Below are 18072 nucleotides of genomic sequence, written 5' to 3' on the forward strand. Positions count from 1 at the left end.
CGTGGGCCATGAAACTGTCGCCACCCATTGGTGTCAACTTAAGTCTGAAACCCTTGAAAAATCTCGCTTTTATCCTCTTGCCAGATCCCCCTAAATCCCCCTTAAGAAGGGGGACTTTGAGTGCTTCTTGTCCCCCCCTTCTTAAGGGGGGCTAGGGGGGATCGATCCCTAATCGTCAAACAGCAGTCTGTGACTACGTTTGACCTGGTTGTTGACACCAATGGTCGCCACCTATTGCAGTTCCAGAGACCCAGGAATCCCACACTACTCTAGCGTATCCCATAACCCACCAAAGCCGTTGCTATAATTGAATACTGCTAATTTTTTTTACGCAGCAGTCATTCTCAACATGATTTCACTGCCAGATATCACAATTATCAACCAAATCTACGAAAGTGCTAATTCCCTGATATACAGAGGCATCCTCAAAAAAAATCAGCAACCTTTAATATTGAAACTCCTCAAAGAAGATTATCCCACGCCGGCCGAACTCTCCCGCTATCAACAGGAATACGAAATCACTCGCCGTTTCAATTTAGAAGAAACGATTAAAGCCTACGAAATGCGGAAATACCAGAACACACAAGTCATGTTGTTAGAGGATTTTGGAGGAGAGTCCTTAAAAATCCTGCAGGAGGGTCGTTCCTTTACTTTACCAGAGTTTCTCCACATTGCCATCCAAATTGCAGATGCTTTAGGCAAAGTTCATCAAAACAATGTCATTCACAAAGATATCAATCCATCTAATATTGTCTTAAATCCTCAAACAGGACAATTAAAAATCATTGACTTTGGCTTATCTACCCTGCTATCCCAAGAAAATACCAGCATCAAAAGTCCCAATGTTCTAGAAGGGACATTGGCTTATATGTCTCCCGAACAAACAGGCAGGATGAATCGATCGCTGGACTATCGCACAGATTTTTATGCTCTCGGTGTCACCTTCTACGAATTGCTAACCAACCAACTCCCTTTTGAATCTCTGGATGCACTTGAGTTAGTCCATTGCCATATTGCCAAACAACCGATCCCTCCTCATAAAGTCAATCCAGAAATTCCTTTGAGCGTCTCAGAACTTGTCATGAAATTAATGGCAAAAACGGCGGCAGAGCGATATCAGAGTGCTTGGGGAATCAAGGCAGATTTAGAAACTTGTCTTGCTCAATATAAAAACGGTGCAATCCAAAGGTTTACTTTGGGATGCCAAGATATTTCCCATCAATTACAAATTCCTCAAAAACTGTACGGGAGAGAACCGCAGATTGAGAGTTTATTGACCGCCTTTGAGCGAGTAGGCGCGGTAGCACCTAACCTGAGTAACCCAACGATAACTCAGGAACAAAACCCGCCCGTACAAAGACAAACTGAACTCATGCTAATTTCTGGATACTCTGGCATCGGGAAATCAGCTTTAGCCCAGGAACTGTATAAGCTCATTACTCAAAAACGCGGCTACTTTATTGCAGGCAAGTTTGACCAGCTTCACCGCGATATTCCCTATCAGGCATTGGTTGCTGCCTTCCAAGAATTAATTCGGCAATTGCTCACCGAAACCGCACCTCAGCTACAACAGTGGCGAGAGAAGATTCAACGTGCATTAGGAGAGAACGGTCAAATTATTATTGATGTCATTCCAGAAGTTAAACTGATTATTGGCCAACAGCATCCCGTCCCCGAATTACCTCCAACAGAAGCACAAATTCGGTTTAATTTAGTTTTCCAAAAGTTTATGCAAGTCTTTTGTCAAAAAGAGCATCCCCTCGTCCTATTTCTAGACGACCTTCAATGGGCGGACAGCGCCACGCTGCAATTGCTCCAGCTTATAATGACCAATACTAATACTCAATATCTGTTTTTGATTGGAGCTTATCGAGATAACGAAGTCAGTGCAACTCATCCTGTCATGTTGACTTTATCGGAGATAAAAAAGCAGGGAGTAGTAGTTAATCATCTATCCCTTTCACCTTTAAATTTAAACCAGGTTAATGAATTCATTGCGGATACGCTGAAGAGTCAGTGCGTCCCTACCCAAAGATTAGCTGAGTTGGTTTGGGAAAAAACACAGGGTAATCCCTTTTTTCTCAAAGAATTTCTGAAGTCACTTTATACAGAGAAATTCCTTAAATTTGATAGGGAGGCTAGAGCTTGGTCTTGGAATTTAGAACAGATTAAAACTAGAAACATCACTGATAATGTTGTTGAATTGATGACCCAAAAAATTAAAACCTTATCAGAATCGGCACAAAAAAACTTACAGTTAGCCGCTTGTATTGGCAACAAATTTGATTGGGAAACGCTTTCAATCATTAATGAAAATTCTCAAAAACAAACGGCTCATAAATTATGGGATGCCATTGAAGCGGGATTGATATTACCCGTCGGCGATGACTACAAATTTATTGAAACAGACCGAGAAGAGCATGAATTAAAAATTAGTTATAAATTTGCTCATGACCGCATCCAGCAAGCCGCCTATTCCCTAATTCCCCCAGACGATAAGCAAGCCGTTCACTGGAAAGTCGGACAACTTTTGTTAAAAAATACGCCTCCACAGGTACTCCAACAAAAGATTTTTGATATTGTCAATCAACTCAACTTCGGTATTGCAACAATAGACGTTCAGTTAGAAAGAGATAAACTCGCTCAATTAAATCTCATTGCTGGCAAAAAAGCGAAGGCATCAGCCGCCTGGGAACCCGCATGGAATTACTTAAGAATTGCCAGGGATTGCCTCAGTGCAGATAGCTGGCTTCGTCAGTATGACTTAACCTTGGCACTCTATGTAGAAGCAGCCGAGGTAGCTAGTTCGCGAGGCAACTTTGACGAAATGGAAAAGTTGGCTTCCCTTGTGCTGCAACAAGCTACTTCGTTGTTGGACAAAGTGAAAGTCTATGAAGTCAAAATCCAAGCCTATACAGCACAAAATAAACCGTTGTTAGCCATTCAAACGGCATTTTTCATATTGAAGCTGTTGGGAATTAAATTTCCCAAAAAACCGAATAAATTAGATGTTTTACTTGAACTGGTGAGGACAAAGTTAAGCTTGGTAGGCAAACGAATCGAGGACTTAATCGACCTACCAGCAATGATTGACCCCGATCGGCTAGCAACTATGAGTATCCTATCGCGTGTAGCCTCTTCTGCCTATTTGGCAGCGCCTGAATTGCTTGGGCTGATTGTGTTGAAACAAGTTAATTTATCAATCAAATATGGGAATACTTCTGTGTCTTCCTATGCCTATGCTGCTTACGGAATCATTCTTTCTGGGGAATCTGTAGGAGACATTGAGGCTGGCTATCAATTTGGTCAACTGGCTCTTAAGCTGGTCGATAAGTTTAATGACAAAAAATTCCAAGCTCGGATAATTTTTATTGTTAATTACTTTATCAAGCACTGGAAAGAGCATCTTAGAGAAACCTTAAATCCTTTGCGGGATGCTTACTCGCTCGCTTTAGAAACTGGAGACTTAGAATATGCAGCTTATTCAGCTTGCGTATACTGTTACCATTCCTATGTATTGGGTAAGGAATTGGCAACAGTCGAGGGAGAGATGGCAATGTATAGTAATGCTCTGGGCCAACTCAAGCTAGAAACATCATATTACTATAACCAACTTAATCGACAGGTTGTATTGAACTTAATGGCTCGGGCTGAAGATAGGTGCTTTTTAATCGGTGAAAGCTATGATGAAACAAAAATGTTACCTCTGCATCTAGAGGCCAATGCTGAAAATATTTGTCGCTCCCTCTATTTTCACAAGTTAGTTCTCTGCTATCTTTTTCAAGATTATGAACAAGCTCTGTCAAATGCTAAGTCAGCAGAAAAATATAGCGATAGTGCTGTAGGAACGATTCCTCTCTACCATTTCTACCATTCTTTAGTCCATCTTGCTATTTATTCTGATGCACCAAAATCAGAACAAAAACTCATCCTCGAAAAGGTGAAAGCTAACCGAAAAAAACTCAAAAAATGGGCGCAGTCTGCTCCGATGACTCACTTGCATAAATTATATCTAGTGGAAGCAGAGCAACATCGAGTTTTGGGTCATAAGGATAAGGCAATAGACTTTTACGATCGCGCTATTAGTTTAGCCAAAGAACATGAGTATCTCAACGAAGAAGCTTTGGCTAATGAACTGGCTGCCAAATTCTATATCGATTGGGGCAAGGAGCAAGTTGCCCAAGCTTATCTTACAAGTGCTTACTACTGTTATTTACGTTGGGGTGCAACAGCTAAAGTGAAAGATTTAGAACGACAGTATCCGAAACTATTAAAGCGTTTCACGAAAGCCAATACTTCCATAGATTCGCGCAACAGCCTGTCTAATACGTCTGGTAGTATTTCTGGTGAAGTCCTGGATTTGGCAGCGCTGATGAAAGCATCTGGGGCAATTGCTAGTGAAATTGAGCTGGATAAACTCCTGACGACTTTGATGAGAATCTTGCTGGAAAGCTCTGGCGCACAAACGGGCTATCTAATTTTAGAGTTTCGCGGACAACTGAGGGTCGAAGCGTCGGGCGAGGCTAACTCAAATCAGGTGATATTGTTGCCATCGACTTCTATGGAAAGTTGCTTGCCTTTGTCGATTATTAACTATGTTGAAAGGACTCAGGAAGGACTGATTGAAATTGATGTCGCTGGTAATGGCAGATTTTCTCAAGATGCTTATATCAAAACACACCAGCCCAAGTCAATTCTTTGTGCGCCACTGCTCAATCAGGGTAAAGTGATTGGGATTGTGTACTTGGAAAATAATCTAGCGGATGGTGTTTTTACGCCCGATCGCCTGGAAGTGATTCAAATGCTCTCGACACAAGCAGCGATCGCCCTTACCAATGCTAGACTCTATACCCAAGTACAATCGACGCAAAATCGCCTGAATAAATTCCTCAATGCCATTCCAGTTGGCATATCCATTCACGATGATCGAGGACAAATCATCTACACCAATCAAATTGGACAGCAGTTACTCAACATTCAAGAGTTATCCGCAGCCGAAACCGAGCAACTCTCCGATACCTATGGCATTTATCGGGCTGGTACTGGGGAGATATACCCCGTGGAAGAGCTACCTGTGGTGCGATCGCTCGACGGTGAAACAGCTTGGGCGGATGACTTGGAACTGCACCAGTGCGATCGCATTGTTCCAATAGAATCAACCAGTACGCCGATTTTCGATGAGACGGGTAATGTCGAGTATGCGATCGCAGCCTTTCAAGATATTAGCGATCGCCAGCAAGCCCAAAAAGCGCTGATCGAAAATGTGCGCTTAGAACAGGAAATTAGCGATGCCGTGGCGGCAGCTACGCAACGTAAAAAAACAGAAGCAGAACTCGAACGGGCCGCATTAGCCGCTCAAGCTGCATCTCTTGCCAAAAGTACCTTCCTTGCCAACATGAGCCACGAATTGCGAACTCCCCTGAACGCCATTCTCGGCTTTTCCCAACTGATGAACCAGGACGCAAATCTCTTAACCGAACAAAAAGAGAACCTCAACATCATTCATCGCAGTGGAGAGCATTTGTTGACTCTAATTAATCAAGTTCTCGACCTCTCCAAAATCGAAGCTGGACGCATGGCTAAAAACGAAACTAACTTCGATCTCCATCAATTATTGGCTGATGTCGAAGATATGTTTTCCTTGAAAGCCAAAGCTGAAGGCTTGAAGCTACGATTTGACTGTGCTGCTGATGTCCCTAAATATATTTGCACCGATGCAGTTAAGCTGCGGCAAGTCCTAATTAATTTAATCAATAATGCGATTAAATTTACATCGTCTGGGAGCGTGTCAGTGCAGATATCCGTCATTAGTCATCCCTCATTCGCAATTGGTCAAGAAACAACAAAAATCACAAATGACCGAGGACAAATGACAATCGCCTTTGAAATAAAAGACACGGGAGTTGGTATGGCGGCGGACGAACTGGAGAACCTATTTCAACCCTTCGTGCAAACAGCATCGGGTGAACGAATGCAGCAAGGAACGGGATTGGGGCTAACGATTAGCCGTCAATTTGTCCGCTTGATGGGGGGTGAAATCACCGCTATCAGTCGCGGCAAAGCTTTCACCCCTGGAATGCCTCTCAAGGATTACCACGACGACACAACAGATATACCGACTTCTGGCACAACATTTAAATTTGACATTTCTGTGGGTATTGCTGATGCTCTAGTAATTCAAAACCAACCCCACAGTCGTCGCGTCATTGGCCTAGCTCCCCACCAACCCAACTATCGAATCCTGGTTGTTGACGATAACGATTACAATCGAAAACTGTTAGTTAAAATCATTACTGCCATTGGTTTTGAAGTACAAGAAGCCAGTAACGGTCAAGATGCGATTGAAATTTGGAATTCCTACTCACCGCATCTCATCTGGATGGATATGCGAATGCCCGTGATGGACGGTTATGAAGCAACTAAACGGATTAAAGCTACCACTAAAGGTCAAGCTACTGCTGTGATTGCTATTACTGCTAGCGCTTTGGAAGAAGAAAAAACGATGATTTTATCCACGGGTTGCGATGACTTTGTGCGAAAACCTTTCCAAGAACAGACTATTTTTGAGATCGCGGCTAAACATCTGGGAGTAAGTTATGTTTATGAGTCGTCAGAGTTAAATTCTCCTCCAGACAATCTGGATGGAGAACCTGTGAATTTAACAAAATTTATAGCAGCAAGGTCAAGGAAATGGATTGTAAAATTGCATGAAGCCGCTCTGCAAGCGGACTCGGAATTAGTATCTAGATTGTTGGATAAAATCCCGTCATCTTATGTGCTGGAACTTCAGACTCTTAGGGATTGGGTTAATAAGTTTGAGTTTGAGAAGATTTTGGATTTGACCGAGCGCTTTGTGGAAAAATGATTGCATTACCCCAGTTTCTCAAAGAAACCGCGTGAGATTATTTTAAATGTGATTGCATCTTTACCTTAAATTCAAGTAGTTTAAACATTGTGATATCGCGGACAGTAATCGAACAACCATCTCCAAATTTTACGGCACTCAAATAATACAATATTTGACAGTCATCTTTTTCCCAATAAAATTCTTGTTCGATCGCTTCTCCTGTCTCAGCTACCTCTACAAGTGAATCAAACAGTGTGGGAGTAAGTCGATCGAACATTTTTTTCAGGATGGTTTTACCCATGAGGTTTTCTCGCTTTTGACCAAATAACTTCGCAAAGATGGGATTAACCACCAAACAGCGAAAATCGTAAATTTCTTCGGTGAGCGTATCTCTCACCGCTTGCAAGGCGGCAATTCCATCTTGGGAACTATTTAATAAGCTGGCAAGTAAAGTGCGAGATTGGTAGAGAATTTCTGCGGTTTGTTGATGTTCTTCGATTTGCTTCCTTAACTGGTGTTTTTGTTGTTGGATAGTTAGTTGAGTTTGAATTCTAGCGATGAGTTCTTCTGATTGAAAGGGTTTGGTGATATAATCAATCCCGCCTACTTGAAAGGCTTTTACTTTATCTAAAACTTCATCTAGCGCACTTAAGAAAATCACCGGAATTTCTGAGGTATTTTCATCTACTTTGAGAGCTTCGCAGACTTCATAACCATCCATTTCAGGCATTTTAATATCGAGTAAAATGACATCGGGAGGGTGATTGTGGATTGTTCTTAATGCCATCTTACCGTTGGTGACGCTGCGAACTTTATAACCGTGTTTGTTCAATACTTTTGTTAAAAATTGCAGGTTTTCGATCAGGTCGTCAACAATTAAGATATTGCCTTTGGGAGTTTCGCTTGGATTAACCTCACTTTCTCCTGTGTCAGCGGGAGCGATAGGCGCTTCTTTACCTTTTGCGCCAACCATCGCAGTTGCGCCGCTTTGCTTGTCTAGCAGAGGGCGGAAGTTATTTTTAGTAACTTTTTCTCCCATTGCGTCTGAAAGACGCTGCCACAGGAGAGAAGCTAAATCTTTGATATGTCCTACGCTCAGGTACAAGCTGTCAGCAACTGCACCGTAGGTTGTGTTTTCCCAACAAGCTTTTAAAATTTCCTGCTCTAGCAAACTTAACGGTTTACCCCTCTTGGACTCCAAGGCAGTTTCTACGAATTCCAGGGCTTCTTCAAAAGTCATATGCCACTCACTGCATCAAGTAATGTTTTTGATTGTTGCACCCTGGTAAATAAAATAGAAGGTAGAAGGCTCTTAGCAGAGGGCAGAAGGGAAAAGAACCCACTTGTCTGCTTTTGGGCGATCGGCAGGATTGCTGTAATTTTGTTTACCTAGCCAACTGATTTATTGTAAGTTACTTAGTGCCGCACTTTGAACCTGGGGCGAACTCCCCTATCCCCAGTTACGGTTTAGGAAAAGAACAGGTTCCCTTCGCTGCATTCTTTAAACCGCACGCTAGCTGGCTAGTGCCAGTTCAAGGAACCTCTGCGATATAACGTAGTTCAGGACTTACGCACGAAAAGCATCAAATCCCGATCCCCCCGGCGCCCCTTTAAAAAGGGGGGAACCTGAAAGCCCCCCTTTTTAAGGGGGTTGGGGGGATCGATGCGTAAGTCCCGGTAGTTTTTATAAAAAGAAATACGGGAAGCGGAAAACGAGCGAGACTTTAGTCCGCTCGATGCAAGCGAGGCGAGGGACTTCAGTCCCTTTCAATTTTTATTGTAAACAAATGTAACAATTCATCGTTCTTAGTCTAGTCCTAGTAAGATAAGAATATCGTGATGAGGTCGAAGTCATGCTAGTTTTTGAATTCAAGGCATACGGAAAGCAGCAGCAATTTGACGCTGTAGATGAAGCAATTAGGACAGTGCAGTTCATCCGAAATAAGGCATTACGTTTTTGGATAGACAACGAAAAAGTCAATAAGTTTGACTTAAATAAGTATAGCGCTGTCCTAGCTTTCATAGTTTCCGTTTTGCGATGAATTAAACAGCATGGCTCGACAGTCTAGTGCAGAAAGAGCGTGGTCGGCAATTTCCCGATTCTACGATAATTGCAAAAAGAAGATTCCTGGTAAGAAAGGATTTCCACAATACGAAAAAAATAACCGCTCAGTTGAATATAAAACTAGCGGTTGGAAATTGGCAACAGACCGGAAATCTATCACATTCACCGACAAGCAAGGAATCGGGAAACTGAAATTAAAAGGGACGCGCGACTTGCATTTCTATCAGCTTACTCAAATTAAACGAGTAAGGCTAGTGAAACGCGCAGACGGGTATTACGTCCAATTCTGCATTCAAGTTGACCGCTCGGAGAAGATTGAAGTTACAGGCAATGTCATTGGATTAGATGTAGGATTGAAAGAATTCTACACTGATTCCAACGGCATTGCAGTTGAGAATCCACGATTCCTCCGCAAGGGAGAGCGTAGATTAAAGAAAGCCCAAAGACGAGTATCAAAGCGAGTCAAAGGCTCAGAAAACAGAGGAAAAGCTAAAGTGATCCTAGGTAAGCGCCACCTCAAAATAAGTAGGCAACGTAAAGATTTTGCTGTGAAATTGGCAAGATGCGTCATCCAGTCCAACGACTGTGTAGCTTACGAAGATTTGAGAATTAAAAATATGGTGAAGAATCACTGCTTAGCGAAATCAATTAACGACGCATCTTGGTATATGTTCCGAGTTTGGATGGAATATTTCGGCAAGGTATTTGGAAGAATTACGATTGCCGTTTCTCCTAATGGAACAAGCCAAGAATGCTGTAGCTGCGGAACGATTGTTAAGAAAAGTCTATCAACACGAACTCACACTTGTCGGTGTGGATGTGTGCTTGATAGAGATCACAACGCAGCTAGGAACATCCTAAGTCGGGGATTGAGTACGGTAGGGCATACCGGAACTTGGGGTAACACCCATAACGCTTGTGGAGAATTGACCGCTACTGATGTTGAAGTAATTCTGCATCAGCAAGTCGATTCTATTAATCAAGAATCGAGCGTGGCTTTAGCCCGCTTGAGTGTCAAATAAACAATAGTCCGCACAGTTTTTATGTCGTAGCTTAAAACCCTTGATTTTCCCGAAAGCAGCGAACTTGCCGAATCGCGCTGAAATCCTTATTCTACGCTTGGCAATCAAAAACTGTCCGAAGTGTTGAGAAAGTAGCACAATTAGTAGGGTGCCCGTCGGAGAAAACCCTAGTTTTTCGTGCTAGAGCCAAAAATGACGCACCCTAGATTCCTAGTATCAGGACTTGTGCAAAAAGTGATTTGACGCGCTATTTATAGCGGTAAGGTGCTGTGTGCCTCGCCCTACATATATAGGTTCTGTGTCCAGGACTGAGTAGGTCATCGCTTCGCTAACGCGATCGCTCGCAATGACAATTACTTTCCAAGTGCTGTAAATGATTAAAGTGACTTCAAAATGCCGCTTTCCAACTGATAAATTGCTGCCATGATTCCGGTTTCAGGATGTGTGAGCAGTGATTTTTTGACATCTTTCAAGTATTCTACAATGTGTTCCCGCAAAATCGGTCTTTCTACTGTGACTGTGTGATTGTAATCCCACAAATCCCAGATGATAATCCCAATGCCGACAATCGGGTCAATTAAACCTACTCCCAACTGACTAGCAACTGTACCGCCTGTTTTTGTGGCTACTTTGGCGGCGGCTTTGCTGGCAACTTTTGCTGTAACTTTGCTGCCAACTTTGGTTGCTACTCCCAATATTAATGGTTTAGCAACTAAGTAACCGCTGCCGCCGACTAATACTTTTAATGATAAATTTGAGATGTTTCCTTTGTCGCTAATTGTGCTGGCAATATCGTTCAGATATTTGTCCCATTGTACTTGGGGTATGTTATAATTGTTTTGAACTACTTTTACATTTTTGCTAACTTCGGCTATGTACAAGTTAGCAGTATCTTGAGTGATTAATTGAAATCGCAGTTGAGCGTTTTTGGGCAGCAAAACGCGGTTGGCAAATTCTCTTTGGAAGTCTTCGGTTAATTTTTCGGACACAGCACGAGATGCTGCTGTCATGTCAAATCGGTTGAGGACGGCTGATTTGACGAAATTGAAAGGTACTGTAAACTCCATCTTTTTTTGATTGAAGTAATCGAAGTACCAATCGAGGAAGCTATTGTCTACTCGTGCAATTACTTCGGTTTCCCATTTGTCCAATTCTTTTGATGCGAAAGTCTCGGCTGTTGTATGGGATTGTTGGATAGCGTTTTTAACCTCTTGGTTGACTTTGCTGAAATCGTGGGGCGGCGAGACTACAACTGCTGTGGTTCCGGTATTTGTTAGCGACTGGGATATGAGAAAGTTGCCTAGTAGGGGAATGATGACTACTAGAATGACAACTGTCCAAATCATCGGTGTCACGGTTTTGATAAACTGACCGATAACTCTGAGACGTTCTGTTTTCTCTGAATAGCTGATTTTTTCGTTGTCTTGACTCATGGCGGTTCCTCAATTGATGAGAATTGATGGCTAGTTTCGATTATAGGCGGCGTTTCCTGAGTTGTGGGACAGAGGGGATGCCTGTGATTCTCTGCTGCGGAATAGAAAAAGTGCGATCGAGCATGATTGAGATGCTCTTAACCAGCACTGGAAGGGTGAAGCCCAAAAAACAGTAATCAAGCATCAAGATAGCTTATTAATAAATTACAAATCTCTTCTGTTAATGGTATTTTTGTTTCTATTTCTAGCCAAAGGTATTGACCAAAAGGATTATTTTCTAAAAACACATATTCATTGTTGGGAGTCACAATAAAATCCATCGCCCCATATAATAGTTTTTGCTCCTCCAAAAAATCGATGCAGAATTTTTCTATTTTTGCCGGTAGTTCAAAGAGAGAATGTGGATTAATTTGAGTATGGAGTCGCCAATCAATTTTGGTTTCTTCATGGGCTTGTGAATCAATTTTAACGGCAAATACCTTTTTACCAATAATTGTAATCCTTAATTCAAAACCTTTTTCGATATATTCTTGCAATTGAGTAGGTGACAAATAAATGTTTTTATAGAATTTATAAAAATCATCTTTGCCAATCTTTCTTGACGGTATTCCTTGATTGATACCGTCGATCGTCACATTTCCAGTATAAATGGTTTTAACTAAAATCTCTTCTCCGCACTCTAGAAAAAACTCTTTCGCTGTTTCTGGTTGGGTGGTTATCAGTGTTTTGGGGATTTTGATCCCGTATTTATTGGCTAGTAAAAGTTGTTGAAATTTAACTTTCGCTTTATTGGCGATAAATGGATCGTTTATCCATCTTATGCTGGGTATAGAGTATAGTATATTGACAAAAGCCTTTGTTTCTGAAGCTATAAACTGTTCCTCTGTAGATTCAGCACTTTTACCAAAAAAATCAAAGTCAGGTTTTCTCAACCATGCTACTTTTAGTTTGGCTAAATTTAATATTCTACCAAGTTCGTCATTAATCTCTCCATTCCATAAACCATTTTCATCAATGTAAATATTTATCTTATATTTCCGAAGCAAATCTTCTGAATTTAACCTAAAAACTTCAATATCTTTTTTATGTAGTTTTCTGATAACTTCATCAGTGTGTGTATCCTGCTTGTTCGTAAAAATTAATATCATATTTTAATTTGTAATCTCGTTTTGGGGTGATGAATCAGATATGTTGGTTAATTGATCTTTATGCGGTATCCAAATTAGGATTTTAATACTTACGATAGCTAACAGCTTAAAGCGGTACGATAGAATGCTTCGCACCCTACCGTACCGTATAATCAATGTTGTTTGATACAGAAAGCCCGTGGTTTTCAACTAATGCCACTGTCAGCTTTAAGTATCAGTTTGCTTCGTATCATCTTTACCAGAGAGAAAACCACTATGTGAATCACCATATGACAAGGAAGTACCATTAGCAGAAACAGGAATATTCGATGTTTGAGTTTTCGGATCATAGGATTGTTTTAGTATCTCTGAATCCTTAATCGCTTCATCATACAATGCTTGGTCGAGTCTCTCTACAAAACTTAGGGTAAAAGGCACCGATCTTACTGTTTCATCACAAATTTGTGTTTTCATGTGATTTCTTCTTGAAAATTGGTTAACATTTAAAATTGTACTTTCTAATTTTTAGACTGGGGTGGCATTTAATAGGAAAATTAATAGTGGGATTTGGTGTGATATAGTGTCATTGGGTGCTAATCTTTAGTAACCTTCTACAAAACTTAACTTTTAGTGGCAAAAAGTGGGTTTTGGTGGCTAAACTAAAAAGATTGAGTGAGGTTAAAAATATATGGACATTCAAAAATTGTCAAAATGGACTGACGATCAGGTATTCGCTAAAACAGGACAACATCTTGATTCTTTACACAAATCTATATTAGAAAGTGTTTTACAACGTCAAAAATTTCATAAAATTGCGGTAAATAATGGGTATAGTTACGATCACATTAAAAGAGAGGGAGCGAAATTATGGAAACTTCTCTCCGATGTTTTTTCAGAAGAGATTGAACAAAAGAATGTTCGTTCTATTTTAGAAAATAAAGCTGGTTCTACTATCTACAATTTTGTCAACTCTCCACAGATCAATAGTAATACTATTAGTAATAGTCATGTTAATATTTGTAGAGAAAATCCTCAATCTTTAGAAGATAGAGAAAAGCGATCGCCCTCTTCCCAAGTCCAAAATCAACTCCCAATCATTGATCTAACAACAGCACCAGAATGGAACTATACTTACGGGCGTAATTCAGAAATTTCTACTCTTAAAGAATGGATTTTAGAAAATCAGACTAGATTAATCACAATTTATGGTTTAAGCGGCATAGGAAAAACGGCTTTAAGCCTGAAATTAATCTCAGAAATTAACACACAATTTGATTATATTATTTATCGGAGTCTTGAGCATTTGCCTAAACCGATCGACCTTAAAGATGAACTTAAAGAGTTTTTTTCTCAATCCCATGCAACTCCATTACCAGAAATAATAAATTATTTTCGCTCATCTCGTTGTTTAGTAATCCTTGATGACGTGCAGAATATTTTTAAAACTGGTAACTTAGCGGGTCAGTATTTAACAGAATATAAAGATTATTGTAAATTTTTTCAGCAAATTGCTACCTTATCTCATCAGAGTTGTTTAATTTTAATTAGTTGGGAAAAACCTGGAGAAATAGAAACGTTAGAAGCTGAAAATCAATATACACAAACATTACAGCTTCAAGGTTTAGGACAAGAGGCTAAAGACATCTTGAGACAAAAAAAATTACAAGATGAGGAAAAATGGGATAAATTAATAACACTATATCAAAGTCATCCGGCTTGGTTAAATATTATTTCTTCAATAATTATAGAGTTCTTGAACGGGAGCGTTTCCCTTTTTCTGAAAGATGAAAATGAGTTGTTTTTAGGTGACATAAAAACAAATTTAGAATCGCAGTTAGAGCGGTTATCAGAATTAGAAAAAAATGCGATCAACTGGTTAGCCAATCAAGATAAACCGATAGATATTTCCCAAAAACCTGCTAATATGGAAGTATCTCAAGCTAAATTTATGCACATTATACAATCTTTAACCAGACGCTGTTTAGTAGAAAAAGTTTCAGAAAAGCCAGCAAAATTTCAGCTAAATTCTATTTTTAAAGCACATATTAAGAGTGATTTTTAGGGAAATAAGCAGGGTAAGCTCATCTCATTTGGTATAAATTGTACTTGATAAAAAGCGCAAGATATAAAAGAGCATCCTGTCAATAGCGGCTTTTTTGAACCCATTTGATATCTTTATGACGATCGACAGATAACGGGCGATCGACAGATAACGGGCGATCGACTACCAGCCTCAAATATCTCAAATTGCTTCTATAACCATTCCTCATGAGTTACTCGGAAGGTTAAATTTTAGGCAGCCTTGCTCAACACAGCTAAAATATGTTGTTCAATACTCACTCCTTCCCTCTCAGCATTATCTGCTAAATTCCTGTGCAGCGATTTAGGGATTTCCAACGATAAATTTCCGCTATACTCAACCTCCGCAGCAGGTAAAGGAATCTCATGCCCGCACTCATAAGCAGTCTCTATCCACAATTCCCTAGCTTCCTCAATGTTCTCCATTGCTTCTGATAAAGTTTCCCCCACAGACATACAACCTGGAAGGTCTTTGATGAGGACTGTATAGCCTCCTTCTGGATCTGGGTAAAAACTTATAACATATTTCAGGCTCAAGTAATATTCTAATACCATTTTTACAACATTTGTGTGTTTTTTTACACTGGCTCGCAATGGCATAGGTGCGTCGCTGTGAGATTGTCGATATGTGGTTAACGATTTTTCATGGCGACGCACCCTACGACTACAACATTTGTGTGTTTTTTTACACTGGCTCGCAATGGCATAGGTGCGTCGCTGTGAGATTGTCGATATGTGGTTAACGATTTTTCATGGCGACGCACCCTACGAGTTTTCATCCGCGTTCATCTGTGTGTATCTGCCTGCATCAGCGGTTCATAAAAAAATAAGGTGAGCAACGCCCACCTTACTATCTTAGCTAAAAGCGATTAAACCTTGGCTTCTTTCTTCACCAAGTCACCCCAACCCAAATCCTTCAGCGAATTATTCCGGCGCAGCGGGCGAGTCACCAACTCCAAAATATCCCGCGCATTGCCAAAGCCGTGAATTTGAGCGAAAGTAAACTCAACTGACCATTTAGTATTAATGCCGCGCGCTTCCAAAGGATTAGCGTGGGCCATACCTGTAATTACCAAGTCGATATTCTGCTCGTAAATCCGCTGAAGCTGATTGTAATTGTCGGGTTTTTCGACAATCCGAGGTGTGGGAACTCCCATTTCGTGACAAGTTTTTTCTAACAGCGCTAATTCGGCTGCTTGATAGCGCTTGTCCATGTAAGGAATGCCGATTTCCGGGCAAGTCATGCCGCAGCGAATTAAGAAACGCGCTAAAGAAATTTCTAGCAAGTTGTCTCCCATAAAGAAGACTGATTTGCCGCGAATGATTTGCAGGTAATCTTCTAAACCTGCCCAGATTTGCGCTTCTCTTTCGTCCAAACCTTGGGGTTCAATGCCCAAAACAGAGCAAATTTTCTCAATCCAGGCGCGAGTTCCGTCTGGGCCGATCGGGAATGGAGCACCAATTAGCTTACACTTACGACGGCGCATCAACGTAGAAGCTGTGCGTGACAAGAACGGATTCATGCCAGATACATAATAGCCTTCTTCCAAGACAGGTAGTTCTGTGTAGCGCTTGGAAGGAAGCCAGCCGGAAACTTTGATGCCTTGCTTCTTCAATTCTAGGGTTAGCTGTGTGACAACTGGGTCGGGCAAAGAACCGAAAAGTACCAGCGGTGTGTGCTTGACATATTCGGATTCTTCTGCTGCAACTTCTTCTTTTTTCTTGCCGAAGTTTAGCAGTTGAGAGATGGCGTTGCGTTCTTGTTTCTGAGATTCGATGACGGGGGCTTTCTCAGGACATTTGGCGGCCATGGCTGCTAAGACGGTATCTTCGCCTTGGGTAAAGGCGTAATCTAGGCCGTTAGCGCGGGCTGTGACGATGGGAATGCCGATTTCTGCTTCGAGTTTGGGTGCTAGCCCTTCCAAGTCCATTTTGATGATTTCGGTGGTGCAGGTGCCGATCCAGACGATTACACTGGGGTTACGATCGCGCTTAATTTGCAAGCACAGCCGCTTCAACTCGTCGAAATCGTTTAATTGAGCGGAAATATCGCCTTCTTCCAACTCAGCCATTGCATAGCGGGGTTCGGCAAAAATCATCACGCCCATGGCGTTTTGCAAGAAATAGCCGCAAGTCTTGGTACCGATGACTAAGAAAAAGCTATCTTCGATTTTTTGATAAAGCCAAGCTACGCAGCTAATCGGACAAAATGTGTGATAATTACCAGTTTCGCATTCAAAGTTTAAAGCTTCTGGTTCTGTAGTAGTAATAGCAGTCATATCTCAAATCTTCTCCCTTTAAATTGTTTTTAGTCTCGAACTCGACAGGTGTCGGAGCGAGGAAGTACCTGTATTTTGCGATCGCATCTCTTGCTGCGGACAAGCATAGGTTGTGTTTGGTCTCGATCGCGAACAGGCGCAGGAGCGATCGAACATCTGTTTTTGGCGATCGCGCGATCGCAGAACAATCATAGAAATACCTGGTTTTGGCGTAATTCCTCTGAAAAATAGATGTAGCCAACTGAATATTTCCGCAGCAGCAGCATCCAAAATTTGACCTAAAAAATTCTGTGCGAGGGCTTATAATCCCTCACGGCAGGGACTTACTGTTTTTCAACTCGCTCAGGTAAAAACCCTTTTGATAGTTGTGAGTTTGAGTTAATTAAAAATTCACAACTCGCAACTCACAACTCATACCATTTTCGATTTTCGATTGGCGATTTTCGATTGGGAATGACTGAGGTCGCTCAGGATTTGGAGCTTGCTTACAGTTGCATTCTTTTTGAGAAATGGTATCACAAATAGAGTGGGAAACTTCCGGACTAGGATAGACTTGGGCGATCGCAACAAGCTTACTTAAAATCCGACAAAAAGCCAGAAATCTCTTCATCCTCATCATCGGAATCCAAATCACCGAGACCTAGAGCATCTAAATCATCTTCATCAGGATCTCCGGTAGTTGCTTCCCCCAGATCGTCAAGTCCGAGATCGTCGAGGTCATCGTCATCAGATACAGAGAAATCGTCAAGAGCCTCTTCGTCCAAGTCACCCAGATCCATATCTAGCTCATCTGAGGTCGTTACCCCAAACGGATCGGGTATTGCTTCGGCGACAAAATCTGCATCTTCTTCCCCAAAGGGATCGGATATCCCCGCTTCGAGATCCCCAGAGGTCAAAGTCCCAAATTCTGAGGCTTCATCTTCCTCGTCATCGTCGAGGTCGAGACCGCCCAAAGCCGAGGCTTCATCTTCCTCGTCATCGTCGAGGTCGAGACCGCCCAAAGCCAAGGCTTCATCTTCCTCGTCGAGGTCGAGGTCGAGACCGCCCAAAGCCAAGGCTTCATCTTCCTCATCGTCGAGGTCGAGGTCGAGACCGCCCAAAGCCGAGGCTTCATCTTCCTCATCATCGTCGAGGTCGAGACCGCCCAAAGCCGAGGCTTCATCTTCCTCATCGTCGAGGTCGAGGTCGAGACCACCCAAAGCCGAGGCTTCATCTTCCTC

10 protein-coding genes and 2 pseudogenes are annotated in these 18072 nt (G+C 41.6%); 3 read left to right on the forward strand and 9 right to left on the reverse strand.

Features of this window, described 5'->3' with window-relative positions:
• The first annotated feature begins 349 nt into the window (after positions 1-349).
• A complete protein-coding gene (locus tag QUB64_RS19695) occupies positions 350-6865 on the forward strand; it encodes an AAA family ATPase (RefSeq protein WP_442921681.1) in 6516 nt (2171 codons plus the stop codon).
• Positions 6866-6902: 37 nt separating this feature from the next.
• Here QUB64_RS19695 and QUB64_RS19700 read toward each other — a convergent pair whose 3' ends face one another.
• On the reverse strand, positions 6903-8087 hold the full coding sequence (locus QUB64_RS19700; protein ID WP_333269294.1) for a response regulator: 1185 nt from the start codon (positions 8085-8087) through the stop codon (positions 6903-6905).
• Positions 8088-8700: 613 nt separating this feature from the next.
• Between QUB64_RS19700 and QUB64_RS19705 the strand changes: the two are divergent.
• Positions 8701-9934: pseudogene (locus QUB64_RS19705) on the forward strand (RNA-guided endonuclease InsQ/TnpB family protein).
• A gap of 377 nt (positions 9935-10311) precedes the next feature.
• Here QUB64_RS19705 and QUB64_RS19710 read toward each other — a convergent pair.
• The 3 genes from QUB64_RS19710 to QUB64_RS19720 form a co-directional block, all read right to left on the reverse strand.
• Entirely contained in the window at positions 10312-11367 is a 1056-nt protein-coding gene (locus QUB64_RS19710; protein WP_333269293.1) for a hypothetical protein, read from the reverse strand.
• Positions 11368-11543: 176 nt separating this feature from the next.
• Complete coding sequence (locus QUB64_RS19715; protein ID WP_333269292.1) at positions 11544-12515, reverse strand: MvdC/MvdD family ATP grasp protein; 972 nt, start codon at positions 12513-12515, stop codon at positions 11544-11546.
• A gap of 207 nt (positions 12516-12722) precedes the next feature.
• Positions 12723-12968: a hypothetical protein gene (locus tag QUB64_RS19720; protein WP_333269291.1), complete on the reverse strand. Its 246-nt coding sequence runs from the start codon at positions 12966-12968 to the stop codon at positions 12723-12725.
• 214 nt (positions 12969-13182) lie between these two features.
• On the opposite strand from QUB64_RS19720, the gene QUB64_RS19725 reads away from it, so the two are divergent.
• Entirely contained in the window at positions 13183-14556 is a 1374-nt protein-coding gene (locus QUB64_RS19725; protein WP_333269290.1) for an NB-ARC domain-containing protein, read from the forward strand.
• A gap of 79 nt (positions 14557-14635) precedes the next feature.
• On the opposite strand, the gene QUB64_RS19730 is transcribed toward QUB64_RS19725, so the two are convergent.
• The 5 genes and pseudogenes from QUB64_RS19730 to QUB64_RS19750 form a co-directional block, all read right to left on the reverse strand.
• Positions 14636-14764: a hypothetical protein gene (locus QUB64_RS19730; protein WP_333269289.1), complete on the reverse strand. Its 129-nt coding sequence runs from the start codon at positions 14762-14764 to the stop codon at positions 14636-14638.
• Positions 14765-14786: 22 nt separating this feature from the next.
• Positions 14787-15128 carry a type II toxin-antitoxin system HicB family antitoxin gene (locus QUB64_RS19735; RefSeq protein ID WP_333269288.1) on the reverse strand — a complete coding sequence of 114 codons (342 nt, stop codon included), beginning with the start codon at positions 15126-15128 and terminating at the stop codon, positions 14787-14789.
• Between the two features lie 314 nt (positions 15129-15442).
• Positions 15443-16852 carry a ferredoxin:protochlorophyllide reductase (ATP-dependent) subunit N gene (locus tag QUB64_RS19740; protein ID WP_333269287.1) on the reverse strand — a complete coding sequence of 470 codons (1410 nt, stop codon included), beginning with the start codon at positions 16850-16852 and terminating at the stop codon, positions 15443-15445.
• A gap of 18 nt (positions 16853-16870) precedes the next feature.
• Positions 16871-17044 carry a hypothetical protein gene (locus QUB64_RS19745; RefSeq protein ID WP_333269286.1) on the reverse strand — a complete coding sequence of 58 codons (174 nt, stop codon included), beginning with the start codon at positions 17042-17044 and terminating at the stop codon, positions 16871-16873.
• Positions 17045-17424: 380 nt separating this feature from the next.
• A pseudogene (locus QUB64_RS19750) lies at positions 17425-18072 on the reverse strand (DUF5331 domain-containing protein); the annotation flags it as partial.

Source organism: Microcoleus sp. Aus8_D2 (genome assembly GCF_036702665.1).
Classification (GTDB): domain Bacteria; phylum Cyanobacteriota; class Cyanobacteriia; order Cyanobacteriales; family Microcoleaceae; genus Microcoleus.

Bases quoted from the DNA above. Each gene is read 5' to 3' on its own strand.
- QUB64_RS19740 (WP_333269287.1), bottom strand. From the start codon at position 16,852: ATGACTGCTATTACTACTACAGAACCAGAAGCTTTAAACTTTGAATGC.
- QUB64_RS19720 (WP_333269291.1), bottom strand. From the start codon at position 12,968: ATGAAAACACAAATTTGTGATGAAACAGTAAGATCGGTGCCTTTTACC.
- QUB64_RS19745 (WP_333269286.1), bottom strand. From the start codon at position 17,044: ATGATTGTTCTGCGATCGCGCGATCGCCAAAAACAGATGTTCGATCGC.
- QUB64_RS19700 (WP_333269294.1), bottom strand. From the start codon at position 8,087: ATGACTTTTGAAGAAGCCCTGGAATTCGTAGAAACTGCCTTGGAGTCC.
- QUB64_RS19715 (WP_333269292.1), bottom strand. From the start codon at position 12,515: ATGATATTAATTTTTACGAACAAGCAGGATACACACACTGATGAAGTT.
- QUB64_RS19725 (WP_333269290.1), top strand. From the start codon at position 13,183: ATGGACATTCAAAAATTGTCAAAATGGACTGACGATCAGGTATTCGCT.
- QUB64_RS19710 (WP_333269293.1), bottom strand. From the start codon at position 11,367: ATGAGTCAAGACAACGAAAAAATCAGCTATTCAGAGAAAACAGAACGT.
- QUB64_RS19695 (WP_442921681.1), top strand. From the start codon at position 350: ATGATTTCACTGCCAGATATCACAATTATCAACCAAATCTACGAAAGT.
- QUB64_RS19735 (WP_333269288.1), bottom strand. From the start codon at position 15,128: ATGGTATTAGAATATTACTTGAGCCTGAAATATGTTATAAGTTTTTAC.
- QUB64_RS19730 (WP_333269289.1), bottom strand. From the start codon at position 14,764: ATGAGGAATGGTTATAGAAGCAATTTGAGATATTTGAGGCTGGTAGTC.